General features: G+C 72.0%; 23 protein-coding genes. 10 read left to right on the top strand and 13 right to left on the bottom strand.

Annotation, left to right across the window (positions count from 1 at the left end):
* The first annotated feature begins 217 nt into the window (after nt 1-217).
* Nucleotides 218-1078: a DUF559 domain-containing protein gene (locus AA0Z99_RS01110; RefSeq protein WP_413318653.1), complete on the top strand. Its 861-nt coding sequence runs from the start codon at nt 218-220 to the stop codon at nt 1076-1078.
* 285 nt (nt 1079-1363) lie between these two features.
* Here AA0Z99_RS01110 and AA0Z99_RS01115 read toward each other — a convergent pair whose 3' ends face one another.
* Genes AA0Z99_RS01115 through AA0Z99_RS01130 form a run of 4 tightly spaced genes read right to left on the bottom strand, consistent with a single transcriptional unit; the run spans nt 1364 to nt 4798 of the window.
* Entirely contained in the window at nt 1364-1924 is a 561-nt protein-coding gene (locus AA0Z99_RS01115; protein ID WP_413318655.1) for a GNAT family N-acetyltransferase, read from the bottom strand.
* 17 nt (nt 1925-1941) lie between these two features.
* Nucleotides 1942-2937, bottom strand: a complete 996-nt coding sequence (gene trpS, locus AA0Z99_RS01120) for a tryptophan--tRNA ligase (RefSeq protein WP_413318657.1) — start codon at nt 2935-2937, stop codon at nt 1942-1944.
* A gap of 7 nt (nt 2938-2944) precedes the next feature.
* Nucleotides 2945-3772, bottom strand: coding sequence for an exodeoxyribonuclease III (locus AA0Z99_RS01125; RefSeq protein ID WP_413318659.1), 828 nt, complete (start codon nt 3770-3772; stop codon nt 2945-2947).
* 60 nt (nt 3773-3832) lie between these two features.
* Nucleotides 3833-4798: a YhjD/YihY/BrkB family envelope integrity protein gene (locus AA0Z99_RS01130; RefSeq protein ID WP_413318661.1), complete on the bottom strand. Its 966-nt coding sequence runs from the start codon at nt 4796-4798 to the stop codon at nt 3833-3835.
* A 56-nt stretch (nt 4799-4854) separates the two neighbouring features.
* Between AA0Z99_RS01130 and ptsP the strand changes: the two genes are divergently transcribed.
* A complete protein-coding gene (gene ptsP / locus AA0Z99_RS01135; protein WP_413318663.1) occupies nt 4855-6528 on the top strand; it encodes a phosphoenolpyruvate--protein phosphotransferase in 1674 nt (557 codons plus the stop codon).
* Between the two features lie 158 nt (nt 6529-6686).
* On the opposite strand, the gene AA0Z99_RS01140 is transcribed toward ptsP, so the two are convergent.
* The 3 genes from AA0Z99_RS01140 to AA0Z99_RS01150 form a co-directional block, all read right to left on the bottom strand.
* Nucleotides 6687-8387, bottom strand: coding sequence for a GTPase family protein (locus AA0Z99_RS01140; protein WP_413318665.1), 1701 nt, complete (start codon nt 8385-8387; stop codon nt 6687-6689).
* Nucleotides 8384-10282, bottom strand: a complete 1899-nt coding sequence (locus tag AA0Z99_RS01145; RefSeq protein WP_413318667.1) for a dynamin family protein — start codon at nt 10280-10282, stop codon at nt 8384-8386. Before AA0Z99_RS01145 ends, AA0Z99_RS01140 begins: the two co-directional genes overlap by 4 nt.
* A gap of 67 nt (nt 10283-10349) precedes the next feature.
* The gene (locus AA0Z99_RS01150) at nt 10350-10832 is read right to left on the bottom strand and encodes a hypothetical protein (protein ID WP_413318669.1); all 483 of its coding nucleotides are present in this window, start codon (nt 10830-10832) and stop codon (nt 10350-10352) included.
* A gap of 123 nt (nt 10833-10955) precedes the next feature.
* Here AA0Z99_RS01150 and AA0Z99_RS01155 point away from each other — a divergent pair, with 123 nt between their 5' ends.
* Together AA0Z99_RS01155 and AA0Z99_RS01160 are read left to right on the top strand one after the other, a co-directional pair.
* Complete coding sequence (locus AA0Z99_RS01155) at nt 10956-11150, top strand: helix-turn-helix transcriptional regulator (RefSeq protein ID WP_413318671.1); 195 nt, start codon at nt 10956-10958, stop codon at nt 11148-11150.
* Nucleotides 11137-11547 carry a hypothetical protein gene (locus tag AA0Z99_RS01160; RefSeq protein ID WP_413318673.1) on the top strand — a complete coding sequence of 137 codons (411 nt, stop codon included), beginning with the start codon at nt 11137-11139 and terminating at the stop codon, nt 11545-11547. Before AA0Z99_RS01155 ends, AA0Z99_RS01160 begins: the two co-directional genes overlap by 14 nt.
* Nucleotides 11548-11593: 46 nt before the next feature.
* On the opposite strand, the gene AA0Z99_RS01165 is transcribed toward AA0Z99_RS01160, so the two are convergent.
* From AA0Z99_RS01165 to AA0Z99_RS01190, 6 genes are all read right to left on the bottom strand, one after another.
* Complete coding sequence (locus AA0Z99_RS01165; RefSeq protein ID WP_413318674.1) at nt 11594-12469, bottom strand: TspO/MBR family protein; 876 nt, start codon at nt 12467-12469, stop codon at nt 11594-11596.
* 166 nt (nt 12470-12635) lie between these two features.
* Nucleotides 12636-13493 (bottom strand): succinate dehydrogenase iron-sulfur subunit, encoded by an 858-nt coding sequence (locus AA0Z99_RS01170; protein ID WP_413318676.1) that lies wholly within the window; start codon nt 13491-13493, stop codon nt 12636-12638.
* On the bottom strand, nt 13493-15280 hold the full coding sequence (gene sdhA / locus AA0Z99_RS01175) for a succinate dehydrogenase flavoprotein subunit (RefSeq protein WP_413318678.1): 1788 nt from the start codon (nt 15278-15280) through the stop codon (nt 13493-13495). The genes AA0Z99_RS01170 and sdhA overlap by 1 nt, the downstream gene beginning before the upstream one ends.
* A gap of 22 nt (nt 15281-15302) precedes the next feature.
* On the bottom strand, nt 15303-15758 hold the full coding sequence (locus tag AA0Z99_RS01180) for a succinate dehydrogenase hydrophobic membrane anchor subunit (RefSeq protein ID WP_413318680.1): 456 nt from the start codon (nt 15756-15758) through the stop codon (nt 15303-15305).
* Complete coding sequence (gene sdhC / locus AA0Z99_RS01185) at nt 15758-16114, bottom strand: succinate dehydrogenase, cytochrome b556 subunit (RefSeq protein WP_413320716.1); 357 nt, start codon at nt 16112-16114, stop codon at nt 15758-15760. Before sdhC ends, AA0Z99_RS01180 begins: the two co-directional genes overlap by 1 nt.
* 231 nt (nt 16115-16345) lie before the next feature.
* On the bottom strand, nt 16346-17497 hold the full coding sequence (locus AA0Z99_RS01190) for a glycosyltransferase family 4 protein (protein ID WP_413318682.1): 1152 nt from the start codon (nt 17495-17497) through the stop codon (nt 16346-16348).
* Between the two features lie 164 nt (nt 17498-17661).
* Between AA0Z99_RS01190 and AA0Z99_RS01195 the strand changes: the two genes are divergently transcribed.
* From AA0Z99_RS01195 to AA0Z99_RS01220, 6 genes are all read left to right on the top strand, one after another.
* Nucleotides 17662-18774 carry a mannose-1-phosphate guanylyltransferase gene (locus AA0Z99_RS01195; protein ID WP_413318684.1) on the top strand — a complete coding sequence of 371 codons (1113 nt, stop codon included), beginning with the start codon at nt 17662-17664 and terminating at the stop codon, nt 18772-18774.
* Between the two features lie 86 nt (nt 18775-18860).
* Nucleotides 18861-19940 (top strand): BMP family lipoprotein, encoded by a 1080-nt coding sequence (locus AA0Z99_RS01200; protein ID WP_413318686.1) that lies wholly within the window; start codon nt 18861-18863, stop codon nt 19938-19940.
* A gap of 121 nt (nt 19941-20061) precedes the next feature.
* Nucleotides 20062-21204 carry a BMP family lipoprotein gene (locus tag AA0Z99_RS01205; RefSeq protein WP_413318688.1) on the top strand — a complete coding sequence of 381 codons (1143 nt, stop codon included), beginning with the start codon at nt 20062-20064 and terminating at the stop codon, nt 21202-21204.
* Between the two features lie 129 nt (nt 21205-21333).
* Entirely contained in the window at nt 21334-22863 is a 1530-nt protein-coding gene (locus tag AA0Z99_RS01210) for an ABC transporter ATP-binding protein (RefSeq protein WP_413318690.1), read from the top strand.
* Nucleotides 22860-24266, top strand: coding sequence for an ABC transporter permease (locus tag AA0Z99_RS01215; RefSeq protein WP_413318692.1), 1407 nt, complete (start codon nt 22860-22862; stop codon nt 24264-24266). Before AA0Z99_RS01210 ends, AA0Z99_RS01215 begins: the two co-directional genes overlap by 4 nt.
* The gene (locus AA0Z99_RS01220) at nt 24263-25558 is read left to right on the top strand and encodes an ABC transporter permease (protein WP_413318694.1); all 1296 of its coding nucleotides are present in this window, start codon (nt 24263-24265) and stop codon (nt 25556-25558) included. Before AA0Z99_RS01215 ends, AA0Z99_RS01220 begins: the two co-directional genes overlap by 4 nt.
* The last annotated feature ends 5 nt before the right edge of the window (nt 25559-25563 follow it).

Consider the following 25563-nt stretch of genomic DNA (forward strand, 5'->3'; position numbering starts at 1 on the left):
CTCGCCCCCCGCCCTCGCCACCCGCGCCCCCGCTTGCTCTCCTGCGCACAACGCAAGCCCGATCGGCCGAACCACACCGATGCGCGCCGCGCCCGCGCATCCGCCCGCGTGCCGCGGCGCTCGGGCTTGCGTCGTGCAGCCGGTGCGCGGGCGGACTGTCCACATCGAGCGGTGGCCGCCGAGCGAGGGCACCCGTCCGCGCCGCATCCTCGCCTCCATGTCGACGCTCAGACCACTGCCTCAGGGCGCCACCCGAGTGGATGAGTACCGGGAGCTGCGAGCCGAAGGGCTCAGCCGCCGCGAGATCGAGGAGGCCCTGCGCTCAGGCGCGCTGGTGCGGGCGCGCCGAGACGTCTACGTCCGCGGATCCGTCGATGAGCAGCTGCTTCAGGCGCTCCGCATCGGCGGGCGGCTCGCATGCGCCACTGCTGCGCGAGCGCTCGGCCTCTGGGAGCCGCGGGACACGCGCCTGCACGTGCACCTGTGGGACGGATCGACGCGACTGCGCGATCCGAGCGACCGCTTCCAGCGCCTGATGCGCCGAGACGGCGTGGTCCTGCACTGGTCCGACCTGGACGTCGATGACGGCACTCGCTGCTCGACCTCGGTCACCGCGACCGTGCGCTGCATCGCGCGCTGCCTCGGGGTGCACGAGGCCATCCGAGTCGCCGACTCCGCGATGCAGCGACACCGGGCGACGCTCGGCGACATGCGCCGAGCCCTGGACGGCTTCGAGTGGAACGACGAGCCCGCGATCGAAGCGGTCGATGCGCTGTGCGGATCGGGCTACGAGACCGATGCGAAGCTGCTGCTGCGCGCAGCCGGCCTCGAGCACCGCCAGCAGGTGGCCATCCCACGCGTCGGAGAGGTCGACTTCGTGGTGGGCGGTTGCGTGATCGTCGAGGTCGACGGTCGAGCGACGCACGAGCAGGCGTTCGAGCGCGACAGGGTTCGGGACGCTGAGGCACTGCTCCAGGGCTACATCACCGTGCGCGTCTCAGCCACGTGGCTCGCAGGCAATCCCGACCGCTTCGTGGAGCTCGTCAGCGCGGCACTCGCGCTGCATCCGAGAGGTTGACGAGCGCTGATCGCGCACGCTCGCCTCCGGCTGCGCACAACGCACGTCGACGCAGCTCGATCCGCGCCGAGGCGAGCTGTGCGGCCCCGTGCCGCCCGTCCCGCGGCGGCGGGGCTTGCGTTGTGCGCGGCTGGGCGGGAGGGCGGCGGGGCTTGCGGTGTGCGCGGCGCGCGGGAGGGCGGCGGGGCTTGCGGTGTGCGCGGCGTGCGGGAGGCGCGGCGGCGGGGCTTGCGGTGTGCGCGGCTGTGCGGCGGGGGCGGGGGAGCGCGATCGGGCGGGCGCGCCTCAGTCGAGGCTCGGCCAGGGCAGTGCTCGCTCGGGCGCACCGGAGCGGCGCCAGACCCCGACGTGCTGGACGACCGGACGGCCTCGCTGCGTCGACTCGATCGTGCCGAGGTAGGCGAAGCCGGCTGCCCTCGCGACCCGCATGGAGGCGGTGTTGCCGTCGAAGCAGCTCCAGGTGACCTCCGGCCAGGTGAGGCACCCCTCGGCGTGCTCGACCATCGTGCGCACCGCATCCGCCATCAGGCCCTTGCCCTGCGCGTCGGGGTGCAGCCAGAAGCCCAGCTCCCGCTCGCCCTCGCGCAGGCCGATGACCCCGGCGAGCGGACCGCGCAGCGACTCGCGGATCGCGTACACCCGCTCGTCGTGCTCGCCGCGCCAACCCGCGGGCACGAACTCCCGCACGAACGACGCAGCGTCGGCGCGCGAGTAGGGCAGCGGCGTCTCGAGGAACCGTGCGGCCTGGTCGGTCGTGCAGGCCTCCAGGACGCGCTGGACGTCGCCCTCCACGAGCGCGTTCATGACGACCTTCGCGCCCAGCACCGGCAGCGTGGGGCCGGCCATGCGGGGAGTGGAGGAGGTCATCGCAGACCCATCGCCTCCATCGCGCGGCGCAGGGTCGCGTCCGCCACGGCGGCGGCGCGCTCGGCGTTCGCGGCCAGCAGCCGGTCGAGCTCGGCCGGGTCGGCGAGCAGCTCGAGGGTGCGCTCGCGCACGGGGCCGAGCTCTGCCACGACGGCATCGGCCACCTCGGTCTTGAAGACGCCGTAGCCCTGGCCCTCGAAGTGCGCCTCGAGATCCGGCACGCTGGCGCCGGTCACCGCGCTCATGATGCCCAGCAGGTTGGTCACGCCGGGCTTCTCGACCTTGTCGGCCCGGATCGAGCCCTCGGTGTCGGTGACGGCCGAGCGGATCTTCTTGGCCGTCTTGGCGGGCTCGTCCAGCAGCCAGACGATGCCCTTGTCGTTGTCGGCCGACTTCGACATCTTCGACTGCGGGCTCTGCAGGTCGTAGATGCGCGCGCCGTCCGCCAGGATCTGCGGCTTCGGCACCACGAAGGTGGCGCCGAAGCGCTTGTTGAAGCGCTCGGCCAGGTCGCGCGTGAGCTCGACGTGCTGCTTCTGATCGTCGCCGACCGGCACGATGTCGGCGTCGTAGAGCAGGATGTCGGCTGCCATCAGGATCGGATAGGTGAAGAGGCCGACCGAGGCCGCCTCCTGCCCGCCCTTGGCCGTCTTGTCCTTGAACTGCGTCATGCGGCTCGCCTCGCCGAAGCCCGTGATGGTGCTCAGCAACCAGGCGAGCTGCGCGTGCGCGGTGACGTGCGACTGCACGTAGAGGCAGGCGCTGTCGGGGTCGATGCCGCCCGCGATGTACTGCGCGGCGAGGGTGCGCACCTGCTCGCGCAGCACCTCCGGGCTCTGCGGCACGGTGATGGCGTGCAGGTCCACGATCGAGAAGAAGGCCTCGGCGTCTGCCTGCATGCGGCGCCACTGCTGCAGCGCGCCGATGTAGTTGCCGAGGTGGAGCGAGCCCGAGGAGGGCTGCATCCCCGAGTAGATGCGGGGCTGTGCCATGAGGTCCCTAGAGGTTGTAGTCGACGACGACGGGGGCGTGGTCTGACCAGCGGGTGTCGTACGAGGGGTAGCGGTCGACGCGGTAGTCGCTGGCGAGGGCCGCGAGCGCGGGGCTCGCCATCTGGTAGTCGATGCGCCAGCCGGTGTCGGTGTCGAACGCCTTGCCGCGCTGCGACCACCAGGTGTAGGGGCCGTCGGTCTCCGGATGCGCGGCTCGGCCCACGTCGACCCAGCCGTGGCCGCGACCGCGCGAGCCGTCGACGCCGGTCACCATGCCGGTGCCGAAGAACCGGTCGAAGTACGCGCGCTCCTCCGGCAGGAAGCCGGCGCTCTTCTGGTTGCCCCGCCAGTTCTTGATGTCGAGCGGGGTGTGGCCGACGTTGAGGTCGCCCATCACCACGACGTGATCGCAGTGCTTGCGCAGCTGCGGCAGGCGCTTGGCCATCGAGTCGAGGAAGCGGTACTTGTCGACCTGCTTCTGCGTGCCGACCTCGCCCGAGTGCACGTAGGTGGAGACGACGGTCAGCGGGGTCTCGCCGATGAGGAAGTCGGCCTCGAGCCAGCGGCCCTTCGTGTCGAAGGTCTTGAGGCCGATGTCGGTGCGGTGCGCGATGGAGGGTTCGCGCGAGAGCACGGCGACGCCGGCGCGGCCCTTGGCGGTGGCGGGGTCGTGCAGCACGTGCCACCCCGGCACCAGGGGGAGGAGATCCTCGTCGAGCGCCCGGACCTCCTGCAGCGCGACGATGTCGAAGCCGCCCGCTTCCAGCCACTCGCCCATGCCCTTGCGGAACGCGGCACGGACGCCGTTGACGTTGACGGAGGCGATGCGGACCATGCCGTCGAGCCTACCGAGCCCCGCCGACAGCGCGTGCCGGTGCGGGTCGGCGACCGGCGGTCAGCGTCGCCGCTTGGCCAGCCTGCGGTGCAGCTTGGCGGCGTCGTCGCCCTCGCGACGAGCCTCGCGCACCTGCTCGAGCAGCGCCCGCGCCTCAGCCGGCGAGAGGGTGGCATCGATGCCGCCGACCTCGACGAGCCGCGTGTAGGCCCGGCCCGTCGGCCCGACCGCCACGAAGGCGAGCACGAGCATGAGGACCTGCATGATGAACCCGAGCCACAGCAGGATGATGACGGGTGCTGCGACACCGGCCAGCAGCGGGTTGTTCTCCACGGACCCGAACAGTCGCGACGCGAGCAGCTTGAGGACTTGGAAGCCGACGGCGCAGGCGAGGGCGGCAGGCACGATCTGCTTGGCCGGCAGGCGCAGCCTGCCGCCGAAGCGGAACAGCAGGAGCACGATCGCGGTGTCGAGCGCGAGCTGCACCGCGAAGCCGATGAGGCCCGAGGTCCACCCGAGCCCGATCGCCTCCGCGAAGCCCTGGGAGAGCACGAGCACGCCCGCCGAGACGAGCACGAGCAGCCCGATGCCGACACCGACGCCGAGGTCGCTCAGCTTCAGCAGCACGGCGTTGGTCGGCGGGTTGCCGAGCTGGAACATGGCGCGGAAGCCCTCGCGGCTCACCGCGATGTAGCCGATGGCCGTCACGAGGATCGCGAGCGCGGCGATGATCCCGGCGAGGTCGAGCCCGCGCGAGCGCGTGAGCTGGTCGACGTCGATGGCGGCGTCCGGCCCGATGAGCCCGGGCACCGCGCCCGAGATCGAGTCGATCACGGCGTCGCGCAGCATCGGGTTGCCGCCGAGCATCGCCATGAAGAGGGTGAAGCCCACGAAGAGCGCGGCGAAGAGCGACAGGAATGCCTGGAGGGTCATGCCCTGCGACAGCACCGGGCCGCGCTGCTCGGCGTAGCGCTGCCAGGCGCGGACGGGTCGGGAGCGCATGACCCGCTCGATCAACTGCTGCATCCCCAGCCTTCCGGTCCCCGTGGCGGCGCTTCGACGGCTCAGCGTAGTGTGGCCGCATGAGTGCGCTGTCAGGTGTAGGGGTCGGTCGCGGCATCGCTGCCGCGAAGGTGCTGAAGATGCCGGAGCCGCTGGCGCCGCCGAGCGACGAGCCGCTCGCGGCCGACGCGGACAGCGAGCACCAGCGCGTGCAGGAGGCGCTCCAGGAGGTCGCGGAGGAGCTGAACGCCCGTGCCGTCGCGGCTGGCGGCGAGGCGCAGCAGGTGCTCGAGGCGGCGGCCCTCATGGCGCAGGACCCGGCGATCCTCGACGACGTGCGATCCCGCCTCGCCGACGGCGCGAACGCCGAGCGGGCGACGTGGGATGCCTACGGCGCCTTCCGCGACATGCTCACGGCGATGGGCGGGTACATGGCAGAGCGCGCCACTGACCTCGACGACGTCGCGCAGCGCGTGGTCGCTCGCCTCCGCGGCGTCGCGGCGCCCGGCGTCCCGCAGTCGGACGAGCCCTTCATCCTCGTCGCCCGCGACCTCGCGCCCGCCGACACCGCGACCCTCGACCTCGAGCAGACCCTCGCGCTCATCACCGAGGACGGCGGCCCCACCTCGCACACCGCGATCCTCGCCCGCTCGAAGTCGCTGCCGGCGGTCGTCGGCGTGGTCGGGATCCTCAGCGCGGTCACCGACGGACAGCTCGCGATCGTGGACGCCAAGGCGGGGAGCGTCGTGCTCGACCCTGACGCCGCGTCGGTGGACGCTGCGCGCGCCGAGCGCGAGTCGCGACTGGCCGCGGCCTCGGCGCCCATCACCGACGGCGCCCTCGCCGACGGCACGAAGGTGCCGCTCATGGCGAACGTCGGCTCTGGCAAGGATGCCCCGGGCGCGGTGGAGCTGGGTGCCGAAGGCGTCGGCCTCTTCCGCACCGAGTTCCTCTTCCTCGGCTCGTCGAGCGCCCCCTCGGTCGAGGAGCAGACGAAGGCCTACGTCGAGGTGCTGCAGGCGTTCCCGGGCAAGAAGGTGGTCGTGCGCGTGCTCGACGCCGGCGCCGACAAGCCGCTGTCGTTCCTCAACGACGCGCACGAGGAGAACCCGGCGCTGGGGCTGCGCGGCATCCGCGCGCTGCGGGCGAGCGAGCAGATCCTGCGCGACCAGCTCACGGCGCTCGCGGCCGCGCAGGCGGCGACGGACGCAGAGCTGCACGTGATGGCACCCATGATCGCCGATCACGACGAGACCGCCTACTTCGTCGCGCTCGGCAAGGAGCTCGGGCTCGCGAGCGTCGGCGCGATGGCCGAGGTGCCGTCCATCGCCGTGCTCGCCGACCAGGTGCTCGAAGCGGCCGACTTCGTCTCCATCGGCACGAACGACCTCACCCAGTACACGATGGCTGCCGACCGCCAGCTCGGCTCGGTGGCCGCGCTGCAGGATCCGTGGCACCCGGCGGTGCTCCGCCTCATCAAGCTCATCGGCGATGCCGGTGCCGCTGCGGGCAAGCCCGTGGGCGTCTGCGGCGAAGCGGCGGCGGATCCGGCGCTGGCGGTCGTGCTCGTGGGGCTCGGGGCGACGAGCCTGTCGATGAGCGCGTCGGCGATCGCCGACGTGCGCGCCGAGCTGCGCACGGTCACCATGGAGCAGGCGAGGGCTCGCGCGGCCCGTGCGCTCACCGCTCGCTCGGCCGCCGAGGCGCGGCAGGCGGCAGCGGAGCCCGACGACGACGGCCTCACCGCCGGGTAGCGCTCCGAGGCGCTGCGGCTGCCGGGCCGGGCAGTGCGGTGGGCGCAGCCAGGTGCACCCAGCCACGTGCGCGCAGCGCGGCGCACACGGCATCTCAGCGCGTGGGAGCCTCAGCGCGTGCGGACCTCAGCGCGTGCGCACCTCAGTGCGTGCGCACCTCAGCGCGTGCGGCCCCGTGCTCGCGCGACAGCGGCCGCGAACGCCCTGGCTCGCTCGCGCTCGTGCTCGATCGGCTGCACCACCGTCTCGCGGGCGACGGCCGCGACCTGGCGGCGCAGGCGCCGTCTGGCCCGCGAGCGCCTGGCGGCGCCGACCGCCCCGGCGACGAGCGCGCCGAGCAGACCGACGACGATGCCGAGCAGCACGCCGCCGATGAGCGCCAGCAGCGGGATCGGCCAGCCGTCGAACCACGTCTGCGTGCCGTCGAGCTGCGGGATCGCCGGCGCCACCATGCCCCACAGCGGCAGCACCAGCGGCAGCAGCAGCCAGACCCCGCCGATGATCGCCACCGCGAGCGCGAGCCACTGGAGCGCAGCGAGCAGCGGCCACCACCACGAGCCTCGGGCGCCGAGATCCGTGCGCGCGACAGCCCGGTCGAGCTCGCCCGGCAGCGCCTCCAGGGCTTCCGCCGCGCGCTCGTGGATCGCGGCCGACCAGCCCTCGCCGAGACCTGCGGCTGCCGCGTCGGCGTAGGCGCGCACCGCGAGCCCCGCCTGCGCTCGCTGCGCCGCTCGCATGGGCGGGAGGCCGGTGCGGTGCAGCTCAGCGTCGCGACCGCCGTCGCGCGCGCGCCCCAGCGCCGCGCGCTCTCGACCGAACGCCAGGTGCAGCCGGCGCAGCGGGTCCGGCGCGAGCCGCAGCATCCACGAGGTGAGCGGCCAGCCCGTCAGCTGCCCGGCGCGCTTGCGATAGCTGCCAGCGACGGCGCCCGCCACGGCCTCGACGCTCGCCGCGGTCGCGAGACCGCGCTCCAGCGCCTGCGCGTCTGCGCCCCGCAGGGTTCCCGGCACGCCCGCGGACTCCAGCCTCGCCGCGATGCCGCGCACGTCGGCCGCCAGCCGCTGGGTCGCCGCGGTGCGCTCGGCCGCGAACCGCGCGATCAGCGCCCGCAGGTCGTCGATCCCGGTGCCCTCGGTGGCGGACACCGGCAGCACCCGCACGCCGTCGAGGCCGTCGCTGCGCAGGAGCCCGCGCAACGAGTCGACGACCTGCTCGACCTGCCGCGTGGGCAGCCGGTCGACCTGGTTGAGCACCGCCGCCGTCACCGCGGCGTGCGTCGCGAGCGGGGCGATGAAGTCGCGGTGGATGACGGCGTCGGCGTACTTCTGCGGGTCGACCACCCAGACCAGCACGTCGACCTGCCCGGCGAGGCGCTCGGCGATGGTGCGGTGCTCGAGCGCGACCGAGTCGAAGTCGGGCAGGTCGATCAGGATGAGGGAGGGGCCCGGGTCGCTCGACCCCGGGCCGCCGCCGCTGCGGTCGCCCGCGTCGAGGCTCGCTGCGAAGGGGCGCTCGATGATGCGACGGTCGCCGATCTGCAGCCAGTCGAGCAGCGCGGATGCGCCGCGGGGGTTCCAGACCGCGGCGAGTGGCGCGGACGTGGTGGGCCGGCGCACGTGCGTGCGCGCGACGGGCTCGCCGACGAGGGCGTTCACCAGCGACGACTTGCCGGAGCCGGTGGCGCCGAAGAAGCCGACGACCGTGTGCTCCGACGAGAGCGCGCGCCGCTCTCCGGCGCGATCGGCGATGCGCCGCACCGCCTCCAGCTCGTCGGCCGGCACCCGACCGGCACCGAGCTCCGCCGCCTCGGAGAGCGCGGTGAGCAGCCCGTCGACGCCGGCATCGCGCCGGTCGCTCATCGGGGCGGCTCCAGCTCGTGCACGTCGTCGGCATCGCCCTCGAGCGGCGGATCGGCCGAGGCGCCGGTGGCAGGCGCATCCATCGCCTCACCCTCGACCAGGTCGCTCGGCAGCAGCTCGCGGTGCGTCGAGCGATCGCCAGCAGCGTCGCCCGGCGTGCCCACCGCCGCCATCGCGAGCTGCAGGCCCGCGGCGGCGTCGCGCAGGGCATCGCCGTCGGCACCGGCCTCGACGGGGGCGAGCAGCGGATCCCAGCGCTCCGCCTGCTCGAGCAGCAGCGCGTGCACGCGCTCCTCGAGGTCGGCGCGCGCCTGCGCCGCCAGCCGCCGCACCGCGTCCTCGCCGAAGATCGTCTCGAGCAGCTTCTGCCCCACGACGGCCGAGCCGCCCGCGATGGCGAGCTCGCCGCCGGTGAGCCCACCCGTCGAGGCGAAGACGACGACCATCAGGGCGACCGTGATCACGTTGAGCCCCAGCGACATCACCCGTGCCTTCGTGCGCTTGCCCGCTGCTTGCTCGGTGATCAGCTCGATGAGCGACTGCTGCCAGTCGCGGACGAGCCTCGACGCGCGCTCCGGCAGGTCTGCGGCCGGATGCGCGAGGTCGGCGCCGCTGGTCAGCTGCCTGCCGACGGCGCCCTGCCGCACCCGCACCCAGGCGTCGGAGGCAGCGCGGCCGGCCTCGTCGACCATCACCGCGTGCAGGCCGGACTCGATCTCCTGCTCGACCTCGACGGTCGGTGCCGGCTTGCCCTGGAACCAGGCCGTCACGCGATCGCGGGTGCGCGAGAACCAGGACTCGAGCGTGCGGAAGACGTCGGAGGTGCCCACGAAGTCCTGCCAGCGGGCGAGCACCTCGCCACGCAGCAGCACGCCGTCGCGCGTGGCGTCGCCGACCCGCTCGGCGGCGTCGTGGTGGGCGGCGCGCACGGTCTCGCGCAGGTCGCGCGCCACAACGAGCTGCTCGTCCCGAGCATCGGCGACCGTCCGGGCAGTGGTGCTGAGCCGCTCGGCCGTGCCCGCGAGCGTGCGGCCGGCGATGCGCGCCCGCTCGGCGCGGTCTCCGGCGATGCCGGTGAGCCACGCGCGCATCTCGGCCACCGCCGACTGCGGCAGCATGCCGCGCTCGTCGAGCGCCGACTCCGTGACGACGAAGACGGGCGCAGCGCCGAGCCCTCGCTGGGTGAGCATCGTGCGCAGATCGGCCTCGACCTCGGCCTCGGCGCCGGGCGGCACGCGGTTCAGCACCACCCCGACGGTGATGTCGCGACCTGCTGCGTCGTCGAGCAGCGTCCACGGCACGGCGTCGGCGTAGCGGCTGGCGGTGGTGGCGAACAGCCACAGGTCGGCCGCCGCCAGCAGCTGCCCGGCGAGCTCGCGGTTCTCGTCGGCGATGGAGTCGACATCGGGGGCGTCGAGGATCGCCAGGTCGCGCGGGACGCGCTGGTCGGCGACCAGCACGACCGAGCCGATGCGGGTGGCATCCGGGTCGTCGCCCGCTTCGTGCGCCGGCGCCTCGCGCACGATGCCGGTGACGCGCGCGAGCCCCGGCAGCATCCGGGTCGAGGCGAACCAGGCGGCATCGGCGGGGGAGTGCAGGAGGACCGGTTGCCGGGTCGTCGGCCGGATGACGCCGGTGCGCGTCACCGGCAGGCCGACGAGGGCGTTGACGAGCGTCGACTTGCCCGCCCCCGTCGATCCGCCCACGACGGCCAGCAGCGGCGCGTCGAGGTTGCTGAGCCGCGGTCGGATGTAGTCGTCGATCTGGCGAACGGCGGCGCGACGCGCATCGCGAGCGGCATCGGCACCGGCGATCGACAGCGGCAGGTCGACGCCGTCGAGCGCGGTGCGCAGGGCGTCGAGCCGGTCGAGGGCGGCGATGGTCGCGTGGTTCACGCGGCTAGTCTGCCCCACCGCCCTCCGGGGTGCGCTGCCCGCTGCAGCGCACCCCGGAGGCGGGCGCTCAGCGCAGCGAGAGCAGCTCTGCGCCGCCGAGCGCCAGCAGGCCGAAGGCGACGCCCCACAGCACGATCGAGATGCACTGCCAGAGGATCACGGCGTTGCGGGAGGCGCCGAACGACACCATGGCGGCGGAGGTGATCTGGCTCGGCAGCAGCGTCTGCCCGAGGAGGCTGACGCCCGGCACCCCGAAGCGGTCGAACATGCGCTTGAGGCGCTGGCGGCGGGGCGAGGGCTCCTGGGCGGCCTCGCGACCGCCGGTCGCCTTCCTGCGGGCCGCATCCGCCAGCAGCACGAAGACGAGCATCGAGATCGCGTTGCCCACGACGGCGGCGGCGATGGCGACGGCGGGATGCACTCCGGCGAGGATGCCGATGACCGAGCCGAAGTAGCTCTCGACGAACGGGATGGCGCTGATCGCCATGATGCCCAGCCACTGCGCCCAGCCGGGCAGGCCGGTGGTGAAGTCGGAGAGGGCTTCGAGCATGCGAGGGTTCCTTTCGGTGGCGGATGCTCGGCGGCGCGCCGGCATCACGTCTGGGGCGTGTCAAGTGGGCTTGTCATGACAAGTCTGCTTGTCGCGCTTCCCGGTGTCAAGTACGCTTTCCACATGGAGAGTCGCGTCCGAGCGCTGCGCCTGCAGCAGGAGCTGTCGCAGCTCGCGCTCGCTCGGGCGATGGGCGTCTCGCGCCAGACGATCAACGCGATCGAGACGGGTCGCTACGACCCCTCGCTCGCCCTCGCCGTGCACCTCGCGCGGCACTTCGGGACCACCGTGGAGGAGCTGTTCGATGTCGACGCGTAGGTGGCTGAGGATGTCGTGGTGGAACGCCGCGCTCACGGCAGCGGCGCTGCTCACGGCCGTGATCTTCGCGACGCGCGCCCAGTGGTTCGTCGCGATCGCGTTCGCCGTGATCGCGACCGCGGTGGCAGGCAGCGCGATCTACGCGCGCTCGGGCCGGGCGAGCGACTTCACGCGGCTCAACGCAGCCGAGTACCTCGACGAGCGCGATCGCACGATCGGCGTGCACGCGCTGGCCATCGTCGGCGTCTGCGCCATGCTGATCGCCATGGGCGTGCTCGTGGCGGCGATGCTGCTGCTCGAGCCGGGCGACCCGATGTCCTTCATCGCGTGGGCGCAGGTCGTGCTGCTCACCATCGCCTGGGCGGTCGCGAACGTCGTGGCCGTCCGGCGCTCCTGAGCGCCCGCTCGGTCGGTCGACCGGAGCGCCGCGCCCCGGGGATGCCTCAGGCGGGCCCGGGCGCGGACCACCGGCGCGCGCGCAGCGCGAGCGCGGCCACGGCGATGGCGAGCGCGGCCACGGCGGCGGCGATGGCGACGGGCAGGCTGTGGGGCTCGTCGAAGGCGCGGCCGACGGCGATCCAGGCCAGGCCCCATGCCATCGCTGCGGCGGGGGCGAGCCGCCCTCGGCTCCAGAGGGCGAGCACCACGCCGACGACCACGACGACCGCGATCATGCCGATGGCGGGCAGCTCGAACGCCTCGGGGCGGACGCCGGAGCCTGCCAGCCAGGCCGCCACGTTGGCGACCGTCGCCACGGAGACCCAGCCGAGGTAGAGGCCGAACGTGCCGTCCACGACCGCGGCCTCCTGCCAGCTCGCCGCCCTCGAGCTGGCTAGCACGCGCATGATGAGCGCGAGCACCACCAGCAGGGCGAGGATCACGACGACCGTGAGCGGGAGCAGTCCCGCCTGCGCGCAGATGATCCAGAGCGCGTTCAGCACCAGGGAGGCGAGCGCGAGCCACCCCATGCGCTGCTGCCGCGGGTCGCGCCGGTGCCGGGGCAGCACCTGCCAGATGGCGTAGGCGGCGAGCCCGAGGTAGATGAGCGACCAGATCGAGAAGGCGGGGCCCGCGGGCGCGAGCGGGGTCGCATCCGCCGACAGCGCGCCGGAGGATGCCCGCGAGACCTCCTGGCCGCCGAACGCGCCGCCGCCGAGCACCGCCATCGCCAGCGTCGCCGGCAGTGCGACGAGCACGGCCCAGGGGCGGATGCGGTCGGCCGCGGAGCGCGGGGCGCCGCCGACCACCGGGCGCTCGGTGGGGGCCGCGGTGCGGTCTGCGTCCTGGGGTGCGGGATCGGTGCTCGCTGTGGCGTCCATGCCGACAGGATACATTGCCAGGCTAAGTATTCTCTGAGCGAAGTGCTCGGGGAGCGCGTCCCGTTCGCGATCCCCGCATGCCCCGGCGGGTCGCATCGATCCGTGCGCGGACGACGAGGCCCGCTCGGCGCCTGAGCGCGGAGCGGGCCTCGTCGGCGGGCGGTGCTTAGAGCTTGACGCCCGTCATCATGGCCTGCTTGACCTCGGCGATCGCCTTGGTGACCTGGATGCCGCGCGGGCAGGCGTCCGTGCAGTTGAAGGTCGTGCGGCAGCGCCACACGCCCTCCTTGTCGTTCAGGATGTCGAGGCGCACCTGGCTCGCCTCGTCGCGCGAGTCGAAGATGAACCGGTGCGCGTTCACGATCGCGGCCGGGCCGAAGTACTGGCCGTCGGTCCAGAAGACCGGGCACGAGGTCGTGCACGCCGCGCACAGGATGCACTTCGTCGTGTCGTCGAAGCGCTCGCGCTCCGCGATCGTCTGGTGGCGCTCCTTGTCGGGCTTGCCCGTGGCCTGCAGGAAGGGCTGGATCTCGCGGAAGGAGTCGAAGAACGGCTCCATGTTGACGATCAGGTCCTTCTCGAGCGGCAGGCCCTTGATCGCCTCGACGTAGATGGGCTTCGACACGTCGAAGTCCTTCACGAGCGCCTTGCAGGCGAGGCGGTTCTTGCCGTTGATGCGCATGGCATCCGAGCCGCAGATGCCGTGCGCGCACGAGCGGCGGAACGTGAGCGAGGGGTCCTGCTCCCACTTGATGCGGTGCAGGGCGTCGAGGATGCGCTCGGTCGAGAACATCTGCACGTCGTAGTCCACCCAGCGGGGCTCGTCGTCGACCTCGGGGTCGTAGCGACGCACGATGACCGTGACGGGGAAGCTCTGGGGCTCCTCGATCGGCTCTGCGGCCTCGAGCGGGCGGTCGTGCCCCTCGGCTGCCGAGTCGACCGAGTCCGGCGCGGTGCCGCCCTCCACCGAGGCAGCCTCCGCGGCCGTCTCCTGGCCGGGCGTGCCCACCTGTGTCGCTGCCATCAGTACTTCCTCTCCTGCGGCTCGTAGTTCGTCATGCGCACGGGCTTCCAGTCGAGCCGGATCTCCTGCGGCACGCCGGTGTCGCCGGCCGTGCGGTAGGCCATCGTGTGCTGCATGAAGTTGACGTCGTCGCGCGTCGGGTAGTCGTCGCGCATGTGCGCGCCGCGCGACTCCTTGCGGTTGATCGCGGAGACCACGACGATCTCGGCCAGGTCGAGCAGGAAGCCCAGCTCGACCGCCTCGAGCAGGTCGGTGTTGAAGCGACGCCCCCGGTCGTGGATGCGGACGTTCGGGTAGCGCTGGCGCAGCGCCGCGATGTCGGCGAGCGCCGTCTGCAGCGTCTCCTCCGTGCGGAACACCTGCGCGTTGCGGTCCATCGTCTCCTGCAGCGCCTTGCGGATCTCGGCGACGTTCTCGCTGCCGCTGCCCTCGCGCAGCTGCGCGAGCAGCTTCACGACGCCGTCTGCCGCATCCGTCGGCATGTCGACGAAGTCGGCCGACTGCGCGTAGGCGACCGCGTGGTTGCCGGCGCGCTTGCCGAAGACGTTGATGTCGAGCAGCGAGTTGGTGCCGAGGCGGTTGGCGCCGTGCACCGAGACGCACGCGCACTCGCCGGCGGCGTAGAGGCCGGGCACGACCGTGTCGTTGTCGCTCAGCACCTGCGCGTCGTTGTTGGTCGGGATACCGCCCATCGCGTAGTGCGCGGTCGGGTAGACCGGCACGCGCTCGGTGACGGGGTCGACGCCCAGGTACGTGCGCGCGAACTCGGTGATGTCGGGCAGCTTCGTCTCGAGCACCTCGGCGCCCAGGTGGGTGCAGTCGAGGTAGACGTAGTCCTTGTGGGGGCCGGCGCCGCGTCCGTCCAGCACCTCCTGCACCATCGAGCGGGCGACGATGTCGCGCGGCGCGAGGTCCTTGATGGTGGGGGCGTAGCGCTCCATGAAGCGCTCGCCCGAGGCGTTGCGGAGGATCGCACCCTCACCGCGCGCGCCCTCGGTGAGCAGGATGCCGAGGCCGGCGAGGCCCGTGGGGTGGAACTGGTAGAACTCCATGTCCTCGAGCGGCAGGCCCTGTCGCCAGATGATGCCGACGCCGTCGCCCGTGAGGGTGTGCGCGTTCGAGGTGGTCTTGTAGATCTTCCCGAAGCCGCCGGTGGCGAACACCACCGACTTGCCCTGGAAGACGTGGATCTCGCCGGTCGCGAGCTCGTAGGCGACGATGCCGGCGACGCGCTTCACGCCGTCGACCTCTGCCATGACGAGGTCGAGCGCGTAGAACTCGTTGAAGAAGTTCACGCCGTGCTTGACGCAGTTCTGGTACAGCGTCTGCAGGATCATGTGGCCGGTGCGGTCGGCGGCGTAGCAGGAGCGGCGCACGGGCGCCTTGCCGTGGTCGCGCGTGTGCCCGCCGAAGCGGCGCTGGTCGATCTTGCCGTCCTCCGTGCGGTTGAACGGCAGGCCCATGTTCTCGAGGTCGTAGATCGCGTCGATCGCCTCGCGCGTCAGGATCTCGGCGGAGTCCTGATCCGTCAGGTAGTCGCCGCCCTTGACGGTGTCGTACGTGTGCCACTCGTGGCTGTCCTCCTCGACGTTCGCGAGGGCAGCGGCCATGCCGCCCTGCGCCGCGCCCGTGTGGGAGCGGGTCGGGTACAGCTTCGTGATCACCGCGGTCGAGGCCTTGGGGGCAGCCTCGATCGCGGCGCGCATGCCGGCGCCGCCGGCGCCCACGATGACGACGTCGAACTGGTGGTAGTGGATGCCGTCGGTGACGGGGGACTGCTCAACCATGTATGAGGAGATCTTTCGGTGCTCAGAGCTCTGCGCAGAACGACGGCAGCAGCGAGGGGTCGGCGTTCGGGGGGCAGGGGTCGAACGTGAACGTGATGAGGGTGCCCAGGATGATCAGCATCGCCGCGGCGATGCCGATGGCCCACAGCGCCACGGCGCGCAGCCTGGGCTTGTGCACGTAGTCGTTGACGATCGTGCGCATGCCGTTCGAGCCGTGCAGGATCGCCAGCCACAGCATCAGGACGTCCCACCACTTCCAGAACGGATCCGCGAGCTTGCCGCCGACGAAGCCGAAGTCGATGGCGTGGATGCCGCCGGGGGTCCAGATGAGGTTGTAGGCGAGGTGGCCGAAGATGAGCACCACCAGCACCACCCCGGAGGCGCGCATGAAGATCCAGCCGGCCTTCTCGAGGTTGGGGCCGCGACGGCCCCTCGAGCGGGCGGGATAGGCGTAGTTCGGAGCCTCGATGGTCGTCATCAGTGCTCGCCCCCGATCTCGGAGAACTCGCCGAAGACGTTGGCGAGGTGGTTCGGCACGAAGTAGGCCATCAGCACCGCGACGATGCCGATCACCACCCAGAACAGCGCGCGCTGGTGGCGCGTCGCCCACGACCACGAGTCGACCAGGATGATGCGGAGGCCGTTGATGGCGTGCAGCACGACGGCGCCGACGAGCACGACCTCGCCGAGGCCCATGATCGGGTTCTTGTACGTCGCCATGACTGCGTTGTACGCCTCGGGGCTCACGCGGATCAGTGAGGTGTCGAGCACGTGGACAAGCAGGAAGAAGTAGATCGCCACACCGGTGATCCGGTGGAGCACCCACGACCACATGCCCTCGTTGCCGCGATACAGCGTGCCGCTGAACGTGGTCCTCCGAGGCGTGGGGTCGGGGAGGGTGAGGCTGCTCGATGTCTCAGACACGCGCGTTCCCTCCGTAGATTCGACCGGGCAAGTCCTCCCATCCTATGCCCGCGCGCCGGAGCATCGGCGCGGAGCGCTGCGGCGCCTCCGCCGCACCGGCGCCGAGCCCCGTCCGCGGGGTCGCCGAGCGCGCTGCACCGGTCAGGCGCCGACCAGATCCCCCGCGCCGCGGCGCGCGCGACGGGCGGCCAGCTCGTAGTGGCCGATGAGCTGCTCGACCATCGCGGGCCACGAGCGCCCGAGCACGCGCCGCCGACCGGCCTCGCCCATCCGCGCTCGCAGGCCGGGGTCGACGGCCAGCCGCTCGATCGCGAGCCGCAGCGCGGATGCGTCGTCGACGGCGAAGAGCAGACCGGTCGTGCCGTGGTCGACGAGGTCGATCGGTCCGCCCGCGCGGGGCGCGACGACGGGGAGGCCGCTCGCTGCCGCCTCCTGGAGGGTCTGCCCGAAGGTCTCCTCGGCGCCGGTGTGGACGAAGGCATCCATCGCCGCGTAGGCGGTGCGCAGCTCGGCGCCGCCGAGCTGGCCCAGGTAGGCGGGCCGCAGCGGTGCCAGCTGCCGGCGGGTCTCCTGCATGCCGGGACCATCGCCGACGATCATCACGCGGATCCCCGGGACGCCGACGAGGGCGCGGAGCCGGTCGAGCCCCTTCTCCGGTGCGACGCGGCCGACGTAGCCGACGATCGCCTCGCCGTCGGGGGCGATGCGCCGCCGCAGCGCGGCCGCGGTGGCGCTGGTGCGGTGATCCGGGTGGAAGCCGTCGAGGTCGACGCCGCGCGCCCAGCGGTGCACCCGCTTGATGCCTGCCGACTCGAGGTCGGCGATCGCGGAGGTCGAGGGCGCGAGGGTGCGGTCTGCCGCGTTGTGGATGAGGCGGATCAGCTGCCACGCGAACGCGGAACCGGCGCCGAGGCGGTTGCGGCGAGCGAAGCCGGCGACGTCGGTCTGGTAGATCGCGACGCTCGGCAGCCCGATGCGGGAGGCCTCGGCGAGTGCCTGGCCGCCCAGCATGAACGGGCTCGCCGCGTGCAGCACGTCGGGCTGGAACCGCTGCAGCAGCTCGGCGACCCGCGGGCTCGGCAGCCCCACGGGGAACTGCCGGTAGGCGAAGGAGGGCACCTCGTGCACCGGCACCCCGCGGTAGTGCCGCGGCGCACCGCAGCGCGGCGCGATGACGATCGCCTCGCGCCCGGTTTCGACGAGGTGGTCGAGGATGCGGCAGACCGAGGTGGTCACGCCGTTGACGGTCGGCAGGAAGCTCTCGGTCACGATCGCGACTCGCTCGATGCTCACGGCAGCAACGCTACGGCGCGACCGGGCGCGGGTGGGGGAGTGGAGGGTGAACGCGCGGTGAACGGCCCCTGGGGAGATGCCGGTCGATGCAGCGGGGCCGCGGGCCGCGCGCTGCTGCTGCCGCCCTCCCGGCCGACGCCCTCGCGCATCACTAGGCTCGCAGCGTGGCGACCATCGACGACTTCACCAGCATCATCCCCGCGGGCGGCGCGGGCTCGAGGCTCTGGCCGCTCTCGCGCGCCGATGCGCCCAAGTTCCTGCACGACCTGACGGGCAGCGGCAAGACGCTCCTGCGCGCGACCTTCGACCGGCTCGCGCCGCTCACGGGCCCGGGCCGCACGATGGTCGTGACGGGTCGCGCGCACCGCGCCGCCGTCGAGGCGCAGATCCCCGAGCTCGAGGACGCGAACATCGTGCTGGAGGCGGACCCGCGGGACTCGACCGTCGCGATCGCCCTCGCCGCCGCCGTGCTGCGGCGGCGCGAGCCCGACGTCATCATCGGCTCCTTCGCCGCCGATCACGTGATCGAGGACGAGCGCGCCTTCCGCCGCGCGGTGACGGAGGCGGTGGCGGCGGCCCGCGCCGGCTACATCGCGGCCATCGGCATCACGCCCACCGAGCCCGCGATCGGCTTCGGCTACATCCGCGCCGGCGACCCGGTGGGCGTCGAGGGCGCCCCGCACGCCGCCGTGGTGCAGCAGTTCGTCGAGAAGCCCTCCGCGCAGGTCGCCCGCCGCTACCTGCAGGAGGGGGACTACCTCTGGAACGCGGGCATGTTCATCGCGCGCGCCGACGTGCTGCTGGAGGAGCTGGCGAAGGAGGAGCCCGAGCTCGCCGCCCAGATCGAGGAGCTCGCGGCGGTGTGGGACGAGCCGGGCAGGCGCGGACCGGCGGTCGACCGCATCTGGCCGCAGCTGAAGAAGATCGCCATCGACTACTCGGTCGCGGAGCCAGCGGCGGCGCGCGGACGCATGGTCGTCGTGCCCGGGGAGTTCGACTGGGACGACGTCGGGGACTTCTCGGCGGTCGCGAAGCTGCACAACCACGGTCGTCGCGGCCGGCTCGCGATCCTCGGCTCCGAGGGCACCGTGATCGCGGACTCGGCGAGCGGCATCGTCGTGTCGCAGTCGAACCGCATCATCTCCGTCGTCGGCATCCACGACGTCGTGGTCGTCGACACCCCGGATGCGCTGCTGGTGACCACGACGGACAACGCGCAGCGCGTCAAGCAGGTCGTCGACGCCGTGCGGCGCAGCGGCAACACCGACGCCCTCTGATCGCGCGGCGGTGCAGCGGAGCGCGCTCGCGGCGCGACCCGCGGGCTAGCATGTCGCCATCGCCCGAAGGAGTCGCCGTGTCCCGCATGCCCGCTGTCCCCGCGCTCGCCGCGCTCGCCGCCCTCCTGCTGCTGAGCGCGTGCAGCACGCCTCCGCCCGAGACCGGCGGCACCTCCGGCTCCGCTAGCGCTCCCGACGCCGAACCGGTGCTCGAGTGCGCCCAGATGGTCACGAACTCCGGCGGCCTGAACGACCGATCGTTCAACGAGACGAGCTGGGCCGGGATGGAGCGCGCCGATGCGGAGCTCGGCATCGACGTGAACGCCCTCGTCTCGACCTCCGAGAGCGATCTCGCGCCGAACGTGCAGGCAGCGGTCGACACCGGCTGCGGCTTCGTGCTGACGGTCGGCTACGAGCTCGTGGCCGCCACCGAGCAGCAGGCCGCCGCCAACCCCGACGTGCAGTTCGCCATCGTCGACGAGCTGGTCGAGGGCGACAACGTGCGCTCCATCGTCTTCGACACGGCGCAGGCGGCGTACCTCGCCGGGTACACGGCCGCCTCCGTCACGGAGACGGGCGTGGTCGCGACCTTCGGCGGCGGCAACCAGCCGCCGGTGACGCTGTTCATGGACGGCTTCGCAGCGGGCATCGACGCCTACAACGAGGCCAAGGGCACCGACGTGCGACTGCTGGGGTGGGACGCCGAGGAGCAGGACGGCACCTTCACCGGCGACTTCGAGAACGTCAGCCTCGGCCAGTCCCAGACGCAGGCGTTCATCGCGCAGGGCGCGGACGTGATCCTGCCGGTGGCAGGGCAGGTCGGCGAGGGAGCCTTCCGCGCATCGCTCGACGGCGGCGGTGAGGCGCTCGTCATCTGGGTCGACAACGACGGGTACGACACGCTGCCGGCGGAGTTCCGGCCGCTGCTGCTGACGAGCATCCTCAAGAACACCGAGGATGCCGTGGTGCAGGCCGTGGGCGACGCCGCCGACGGCACGCTCTCGTCGGAGCCGATCATCGGCACGCTGGAGAACGGCGGCGTCGACATCGCGCCGTTCCACGACCTCGACAGCCGCGTGAGCGACGAGACGAAGGCCGAGCTCGAGGCGCTGCGCGAGCAGATCGTCGCCGGCGAGATCGCGGTCGAGTCGCCCTCCGGCCCCTGAGCCGCGTCGTCGGCGGGCCCGGCGCCGCGCGCACTGAGGCTCCCTCGGATTGCAACGATTGCGTTGCGGTGCTCGGGGATCGGCTCGGCGCCTTCGCGCGCGGCCCTATGCTCGACCCATCATGCGCTCAGCCGCGTCGCGGCGAGCATCCTTTGCACTGGAGGATCCCTTGAGGAAGTTCACCCGTTCTGTTGCGCGTGGCGGCGTGCTCGCCGTCGGCGCAGCGCTGCTGCTCGCAGGCTGTTCCGCCGCTCCTGAGGCACCGTCGGGCTCCGAGCCCGCCGCCGAAGAGCCCACCACCGACATCCAGCCCTGCATCGTCTCGGACGAGGGCGGGTTCGACGACCGCTCCTTCAACCAGCTCGGTGCCGAGGGCCTGCGCGCCGCTTCCGAGGCGCTCGGCGTCGAGGGCGTCGAGGTCGAGTCCTCCTCGCCGTCGGACTACGCGCCGAACCTGGACAGCGTCATCGCCCAGGGCTGCAACATGGTCGTCTCGGTCGGCTTCAACCTCGCCGAGGCGACGGGCGCTGCCGCGACCGCGAACCCCGACGTCAACTTCGCCATCATCGACGACAACTCGATCGAGGCCGAGAACGTGCAGCCGATCGTCTTCAACACGGCCGAGGCAGCGTTCCTCGCCGGCTACGCCGCCGCCTCGCACTCCGAGTCGGGCATCATCGCCACCTGGGGCGGCATCCAGATCCCGCCGGTGACGATCTTCATGGACGGCTTCGTCGAGGGCGCCGAGTACTTCAACGAGCAGAACGACGCCGACGTGCAGATCCTCGGCTGGGACGCCGAGGGCCAGTCGGGCTCGTTCACCGGCAGCTTCAGCGCCGGCGTCGAGGCCAAGGCCATGGCGCAGACCTACATCGACCAGGGCGCTGACGTGCTCATGCCGGTCGGCGGCCCGATCTTCCTCTCGGCCATCGAGGCGATCCGCGACGCGGGCGACGACTCGGGCATCGCGATGGTCGGCGTCGACGCCGACCTCTACGAGACCTCGCCCGAGAACGGCGACCTCTTCCTGACGTCGGTGCTCAAGGGCATGGCGACGGGTGTCGAGACGGTCATCACCGAGGCGGCCAACGGCGAGTTCTCCAACGAGCCCTACGTCGGCACGCTCGAGAACGACGGCGTCGGCATCGCGCCGTTCCACGACTTCGAGGGTTCGGTCGACGCAGAGCTGCAGACGCAGCTCGACGAGATCCGCGAGGCGATCATCGCCGGCGAGATCGTCGTCGAGTCGCCCGCCAGCCCGTAAGGAGCGCAGCACGCGTGGGGGTCGGCTCCGGCCGGCCCCCACGCGCGTGCACGGCCACCGGTCCGCGAGCGCGCATGGCTCGTCACCGGCTAGATTCACCTACGTCGTCCGCGTCGTCGAAGGAAACCCATGACTCTCGAGCACTCGACCCTCGAACTCCGAGGCATCACGAAGCGCTTCGGGGCGCTCACGGCAAACGACCACATCGACCTGCAGGTCAAGGCGGGCGAGATCCACTGCCTCCTGGGCGAGAACGGCGCCGGCAAGTCGACGCTGATGAACGTGCTCTACGGCCTGTACCGGGCCGAGGAGGGCGAGATCCTCCTCGACGGCGAGGTGCAGCACTTCGCAGGACCAGGCGACGCGATGCGCGCAGGCATCGGCATGGTGCACCAGCACTTCATGCTGATCCCCGTCTTCACCGTCGCCGAGAACGTCCTGCTCGGCCACGAGCGAGCGCTCGGCGGCCTCGCCGGCGCGAAGCAGAAGGTGCTCGAGATCTCTCGGCGCTTCGGCTTCCACATCGACCCCGACGCCAAGATCGAGGACCTGCCCGTCGGCGTGCAGCAGCGGGTCGAGATCATCAAGGCGCTCTCGCAGGACGCGAAGGTCCTGGTCTTCGACGAGCCCACCGCCGTGCTCACGCCGCAGGAGACCGACGAGCTGATGGCGATCATGCAGCAGCTGCGCGACGAGGGCACCGCGATCGTCTTCATCACCCACAAGCTCCGCGAGGTGCGCGCGATCGCCGACCGCATCACCGTCATCCGGCTGGGCAAGGTCGTGGGGGCTGCGAGCCCCGACTCCTCGAGCACCGAGCTCGCGTCGATGATGGTCGGCCGCCCGGTCGAGCTGACCGTGCAGAAGAACCCGCCGGTGCACACCGACAACGAGCTGCGGGTCACGGGCCTGACCGTGCTGGACGCGATCGGGCAGAAGGTCGTGAACGACGTCTCGTTCGCCGTCCGCGGCGGCGAGGTGCTGTGCATCGCAGGCGTGCAGGGCAACGGCCAGACCGAGCTCACGGAGGCGATCCTGGGGCTGCAGCCGAAGTCGGCCGGCTCCATCAGCCTCAACGGCCACGAGCTGCTCGGCAAGTCGGTGCGCGACGTGCTCGACTCCGGCGTGGGCTTCGTGCCGGAGGACCGCAGCGTCGACGGCCTCGTCGGGCAGTACTCGATCGCCGAGAACCTCATGCTCGACCGCTACCAGGGCGCGCCCTTCGTCTCGGCGGGCACGGTCGATCGCGGCGCGCGCGACGAGTTCGCGACCGAGAAGCTCGGCGCCTTCGACATCCGCGCGCAGGACATCCACACCCGCGTCGGCACGCTGTCCGGCGGCAACCAGCAGAAGGTGGTGCTCGCCCGAGAGCTGGGCCGGCCGCTCGCCCTGTTCGTGGCATCGCAGCCGACGCGCGGCCTCGACGTCGGTTCCATCGAGTTCGTCCACAGCCAGATCATCGCGACTCGCGACGCGGGCATCCCGGTCATCGTCGTCTCCACCGAGCTCGACGAGGTCGTGGGGCTCGCCGACCGGATCGCCGTGATGTACCGCGGCGGCATCGTCGGGATCGTGCCCTCGGACACGAGCCGCGACACCCTCGGCCTGATGATGGCCGGCGAACGACAGACGCAGCCCTCGGAAGGAGCCGCAGCGTGAACGACCAGCCGCGCGACGCCGACGACCCGATCCAGCCCGACCCGCAGCCGCACGTCGGCGGGACGCCCGACTCCGGCGAGGGGGCACCCGTGGTGCACGCGCCGGAGGAGGCCGAGGTGCAGGCGCCCGCTGCCGCGCCGCCGACCGACGACCGGCAGGTCGAGGACACCGACCCCTGGAACAGCGCGTTCCAGCGCATCATGGGCGGCAACCTGGTCATGGCGCTGCTGGCGATCGTCACCTCGCTCATCGTCGGCGGCATCCTCATCGCCCTCACCGACGAGCGCGTGCAGGAGACGAGCGGCTACTTCTTCGCCCGCCCGACCGACATGCTGACCGCGGTCTGGGAGGCGGTCTTCGGTGCCTACTCGGCACTCTTCCAGGGCTCCGTGCTGAACCTCTCGCGCGCCGACGCCGGCTTCGCCCAGCTCGTCAAGCCCTTCACCGACACCCTGAACTTCGCCACGCCGCTCATCGCAGCCGGCCTCGGCGTCGCGATCGCGTTCCGCGTGGGCCTGTTCAACATCGGTGGCCGCGGCCAGATGCTGTGGGCCGCAGCCGCCGCCGGCTGGGTCGGCTTCTCGTTCCAGCTGCCGCCGGTGCTGCACGTGCTCGTCGCGATCGCCGTCGGCATCGTCGCGGGTGCGCTCTGGGGCGCCGTCGCGGGTGCGCTGAAGGCCTACACCGGCGCGCACGAGGTGATCGTCACGATCATGCTGAACTTCGTCGCGCTCTGGTTCATCACCTGGATGCTGCGCACGCCCGGCCTGCTGCAGAACAGCGTGAACAACAACCCCATCTCGCCCCCCATGCCGGAGACGGCGGTGCTGCCATCGATCTTCGGGCCTCCGTTCGTCCTCCACTGGGGGTTCGTGCTGTCGGTGGCCGCGGTGGTCTTCTGCTCGTGGCTCATCAACCGCTCGAACCTCGGCTTCCAGTTCCGCGCCGTCGGCTACAACCCGAGCGCCGCGCTGAACGCGGGCATGAACGTCAAGCGCATCACGGTGCTCGCGATGCTGTTCGCCGGTGGCTTCATGGGCCTGGCCGGCGCGCAGCAGGTGACGGGCTCGGTCACGACCGGCTTCACCTCCGGCATCGACGCCGGCATCGGCTTCGACGCGATCACCGTCGCGCTGCTCGGCGGCTCGACCCCGTGGGGCACGTTCTTCGCCGGCCTCCTCTTCGGTGCGTTCAAGGCGGGCGGCTTCCGCATGCAGGCGGCCGAGGGCGTGCCGATCGACATCATCCTCGTCGTCCAGTCCTTCATCGTCCTCTTCATCGCAGCCCCGCCGCTCGTGCGGGCCATGTTCGGGCTGCCGCAGCCGGGCAAGAAGTCGCGCCGCCAGCGCCGCGACGAGGCAGCGCTGCGAGCCATGACCGAGCAGAAGGGAACGCAGGCATGAGCACGCAGCAGCCCGTCGCAGCCCCGACCCCCGCGCAGCCAGAGACCGTCGAGCTCGAGCGCGCCGTCGTCAAGCACTGGAAGGCGCCGATCTCCTACTCGGTGCTGACGGTGATCGCGCTGCTCCTGATGGTCCTCCTGGGCCGGGACGGCGAGGCGCGGCTGCGCCTGGCCTCCTCCGGCGATCTCTTCGCGCTGCCCGACGCGGTGCTGCCGGCGCGCGCGACCGGCGTCGTGGTGGTCGTGCTGCTCGCGGCGCTGACCGCCCTGTCGTTCTGGGCGGTCGCCACCGTGCGCAAGCAGGGCGCGTGGCTCCCGATCGTCTTCGGCATCGTCTTCGTGCTCGGCTTCCTCACCTGGGCCGGCGCCGGCGCCATGATCCCGATCCCCGGGCTCCTGTTCGCCACCGTCGGCCTCTCGGTGCCCCTGATCCTCGGTGCGATGGGCGGCGTGATCTCCGAGCGGGCCGGTGTCGTCAACATCGCGATCGAGGCGCAGCTGCTCTGCGGCGCGTTCACCGGAGCGGTCGTCGCCTCGACCACCGGCGTCACGATGCTGGGCGTGCTCGCCGCGATGCTCGCCGCCGTCCTCGTCTCGATGGTGCTCGCGGTCTTCGCGATCCGCTACTACGTCGAGCAGGTCATCGTCGGCGTCGTGCTCAACGTGCTGATCGCCGGCCTCACCAACTTCCTCTACTCCTCGGTGCTCTCGGACAACCCGGCGCTCAACTCGCCGGAGCGGCTGCCGAAGATCCCCATCCCGCTGCTCGAGAGCATCCCGCTCCTCGGCCCGGCCCTGTTCAAGCAGTCGATCATCGTCTACGCGATGTACGTCATCGTGCCGGTCATCGCGTGGGGGCTGTTCCGCACCACGTGGGGGCTGCGGCTCCGCGCGATCGGCGAGCACCCGCTGGCTGCCGACACGGTCGGCATCAAGGTGACGAAGCTGCGCTTCTGGAACGTCTCCCTCGCGGGCGCGGTCGCCGGCCTCGGCGGCGCCTACTTCACGCTCGACTCGAACGGGGCGTTCACGCGAGAGATGACGGCCGGCCTCGGCTACATCGCGCTCGCCGCCGTCATCTTCGGCCAGTGGCACCCGATCAAGGCGACCTTCGCGGCGCTGCTGTTCGGCTTCGCCTCAGCGCTGCAGCAGACGCTCGGCGCGATCGGCTCGCCGGTGCCGAGCGAGTTCATGCTCATGCTGCCCTACGTCATCACCATCCTCGCGGTGGCGGGCTTCATCGGTCAGTCGCGCGCCCCTGCGGCCAGCGGCAAGGCCTACATCAAGCAGTAGGGCGG

This window comes from Agrococcus phoenicis (assembly GCF_047302415.1).
In the GTDB taxonomy this organism is placed as follows: domain Bacteria; phylum Actinomycetota; class Actinomycetes; order Actinomycetales; family Microbacteriaceae; genus Agrococcus.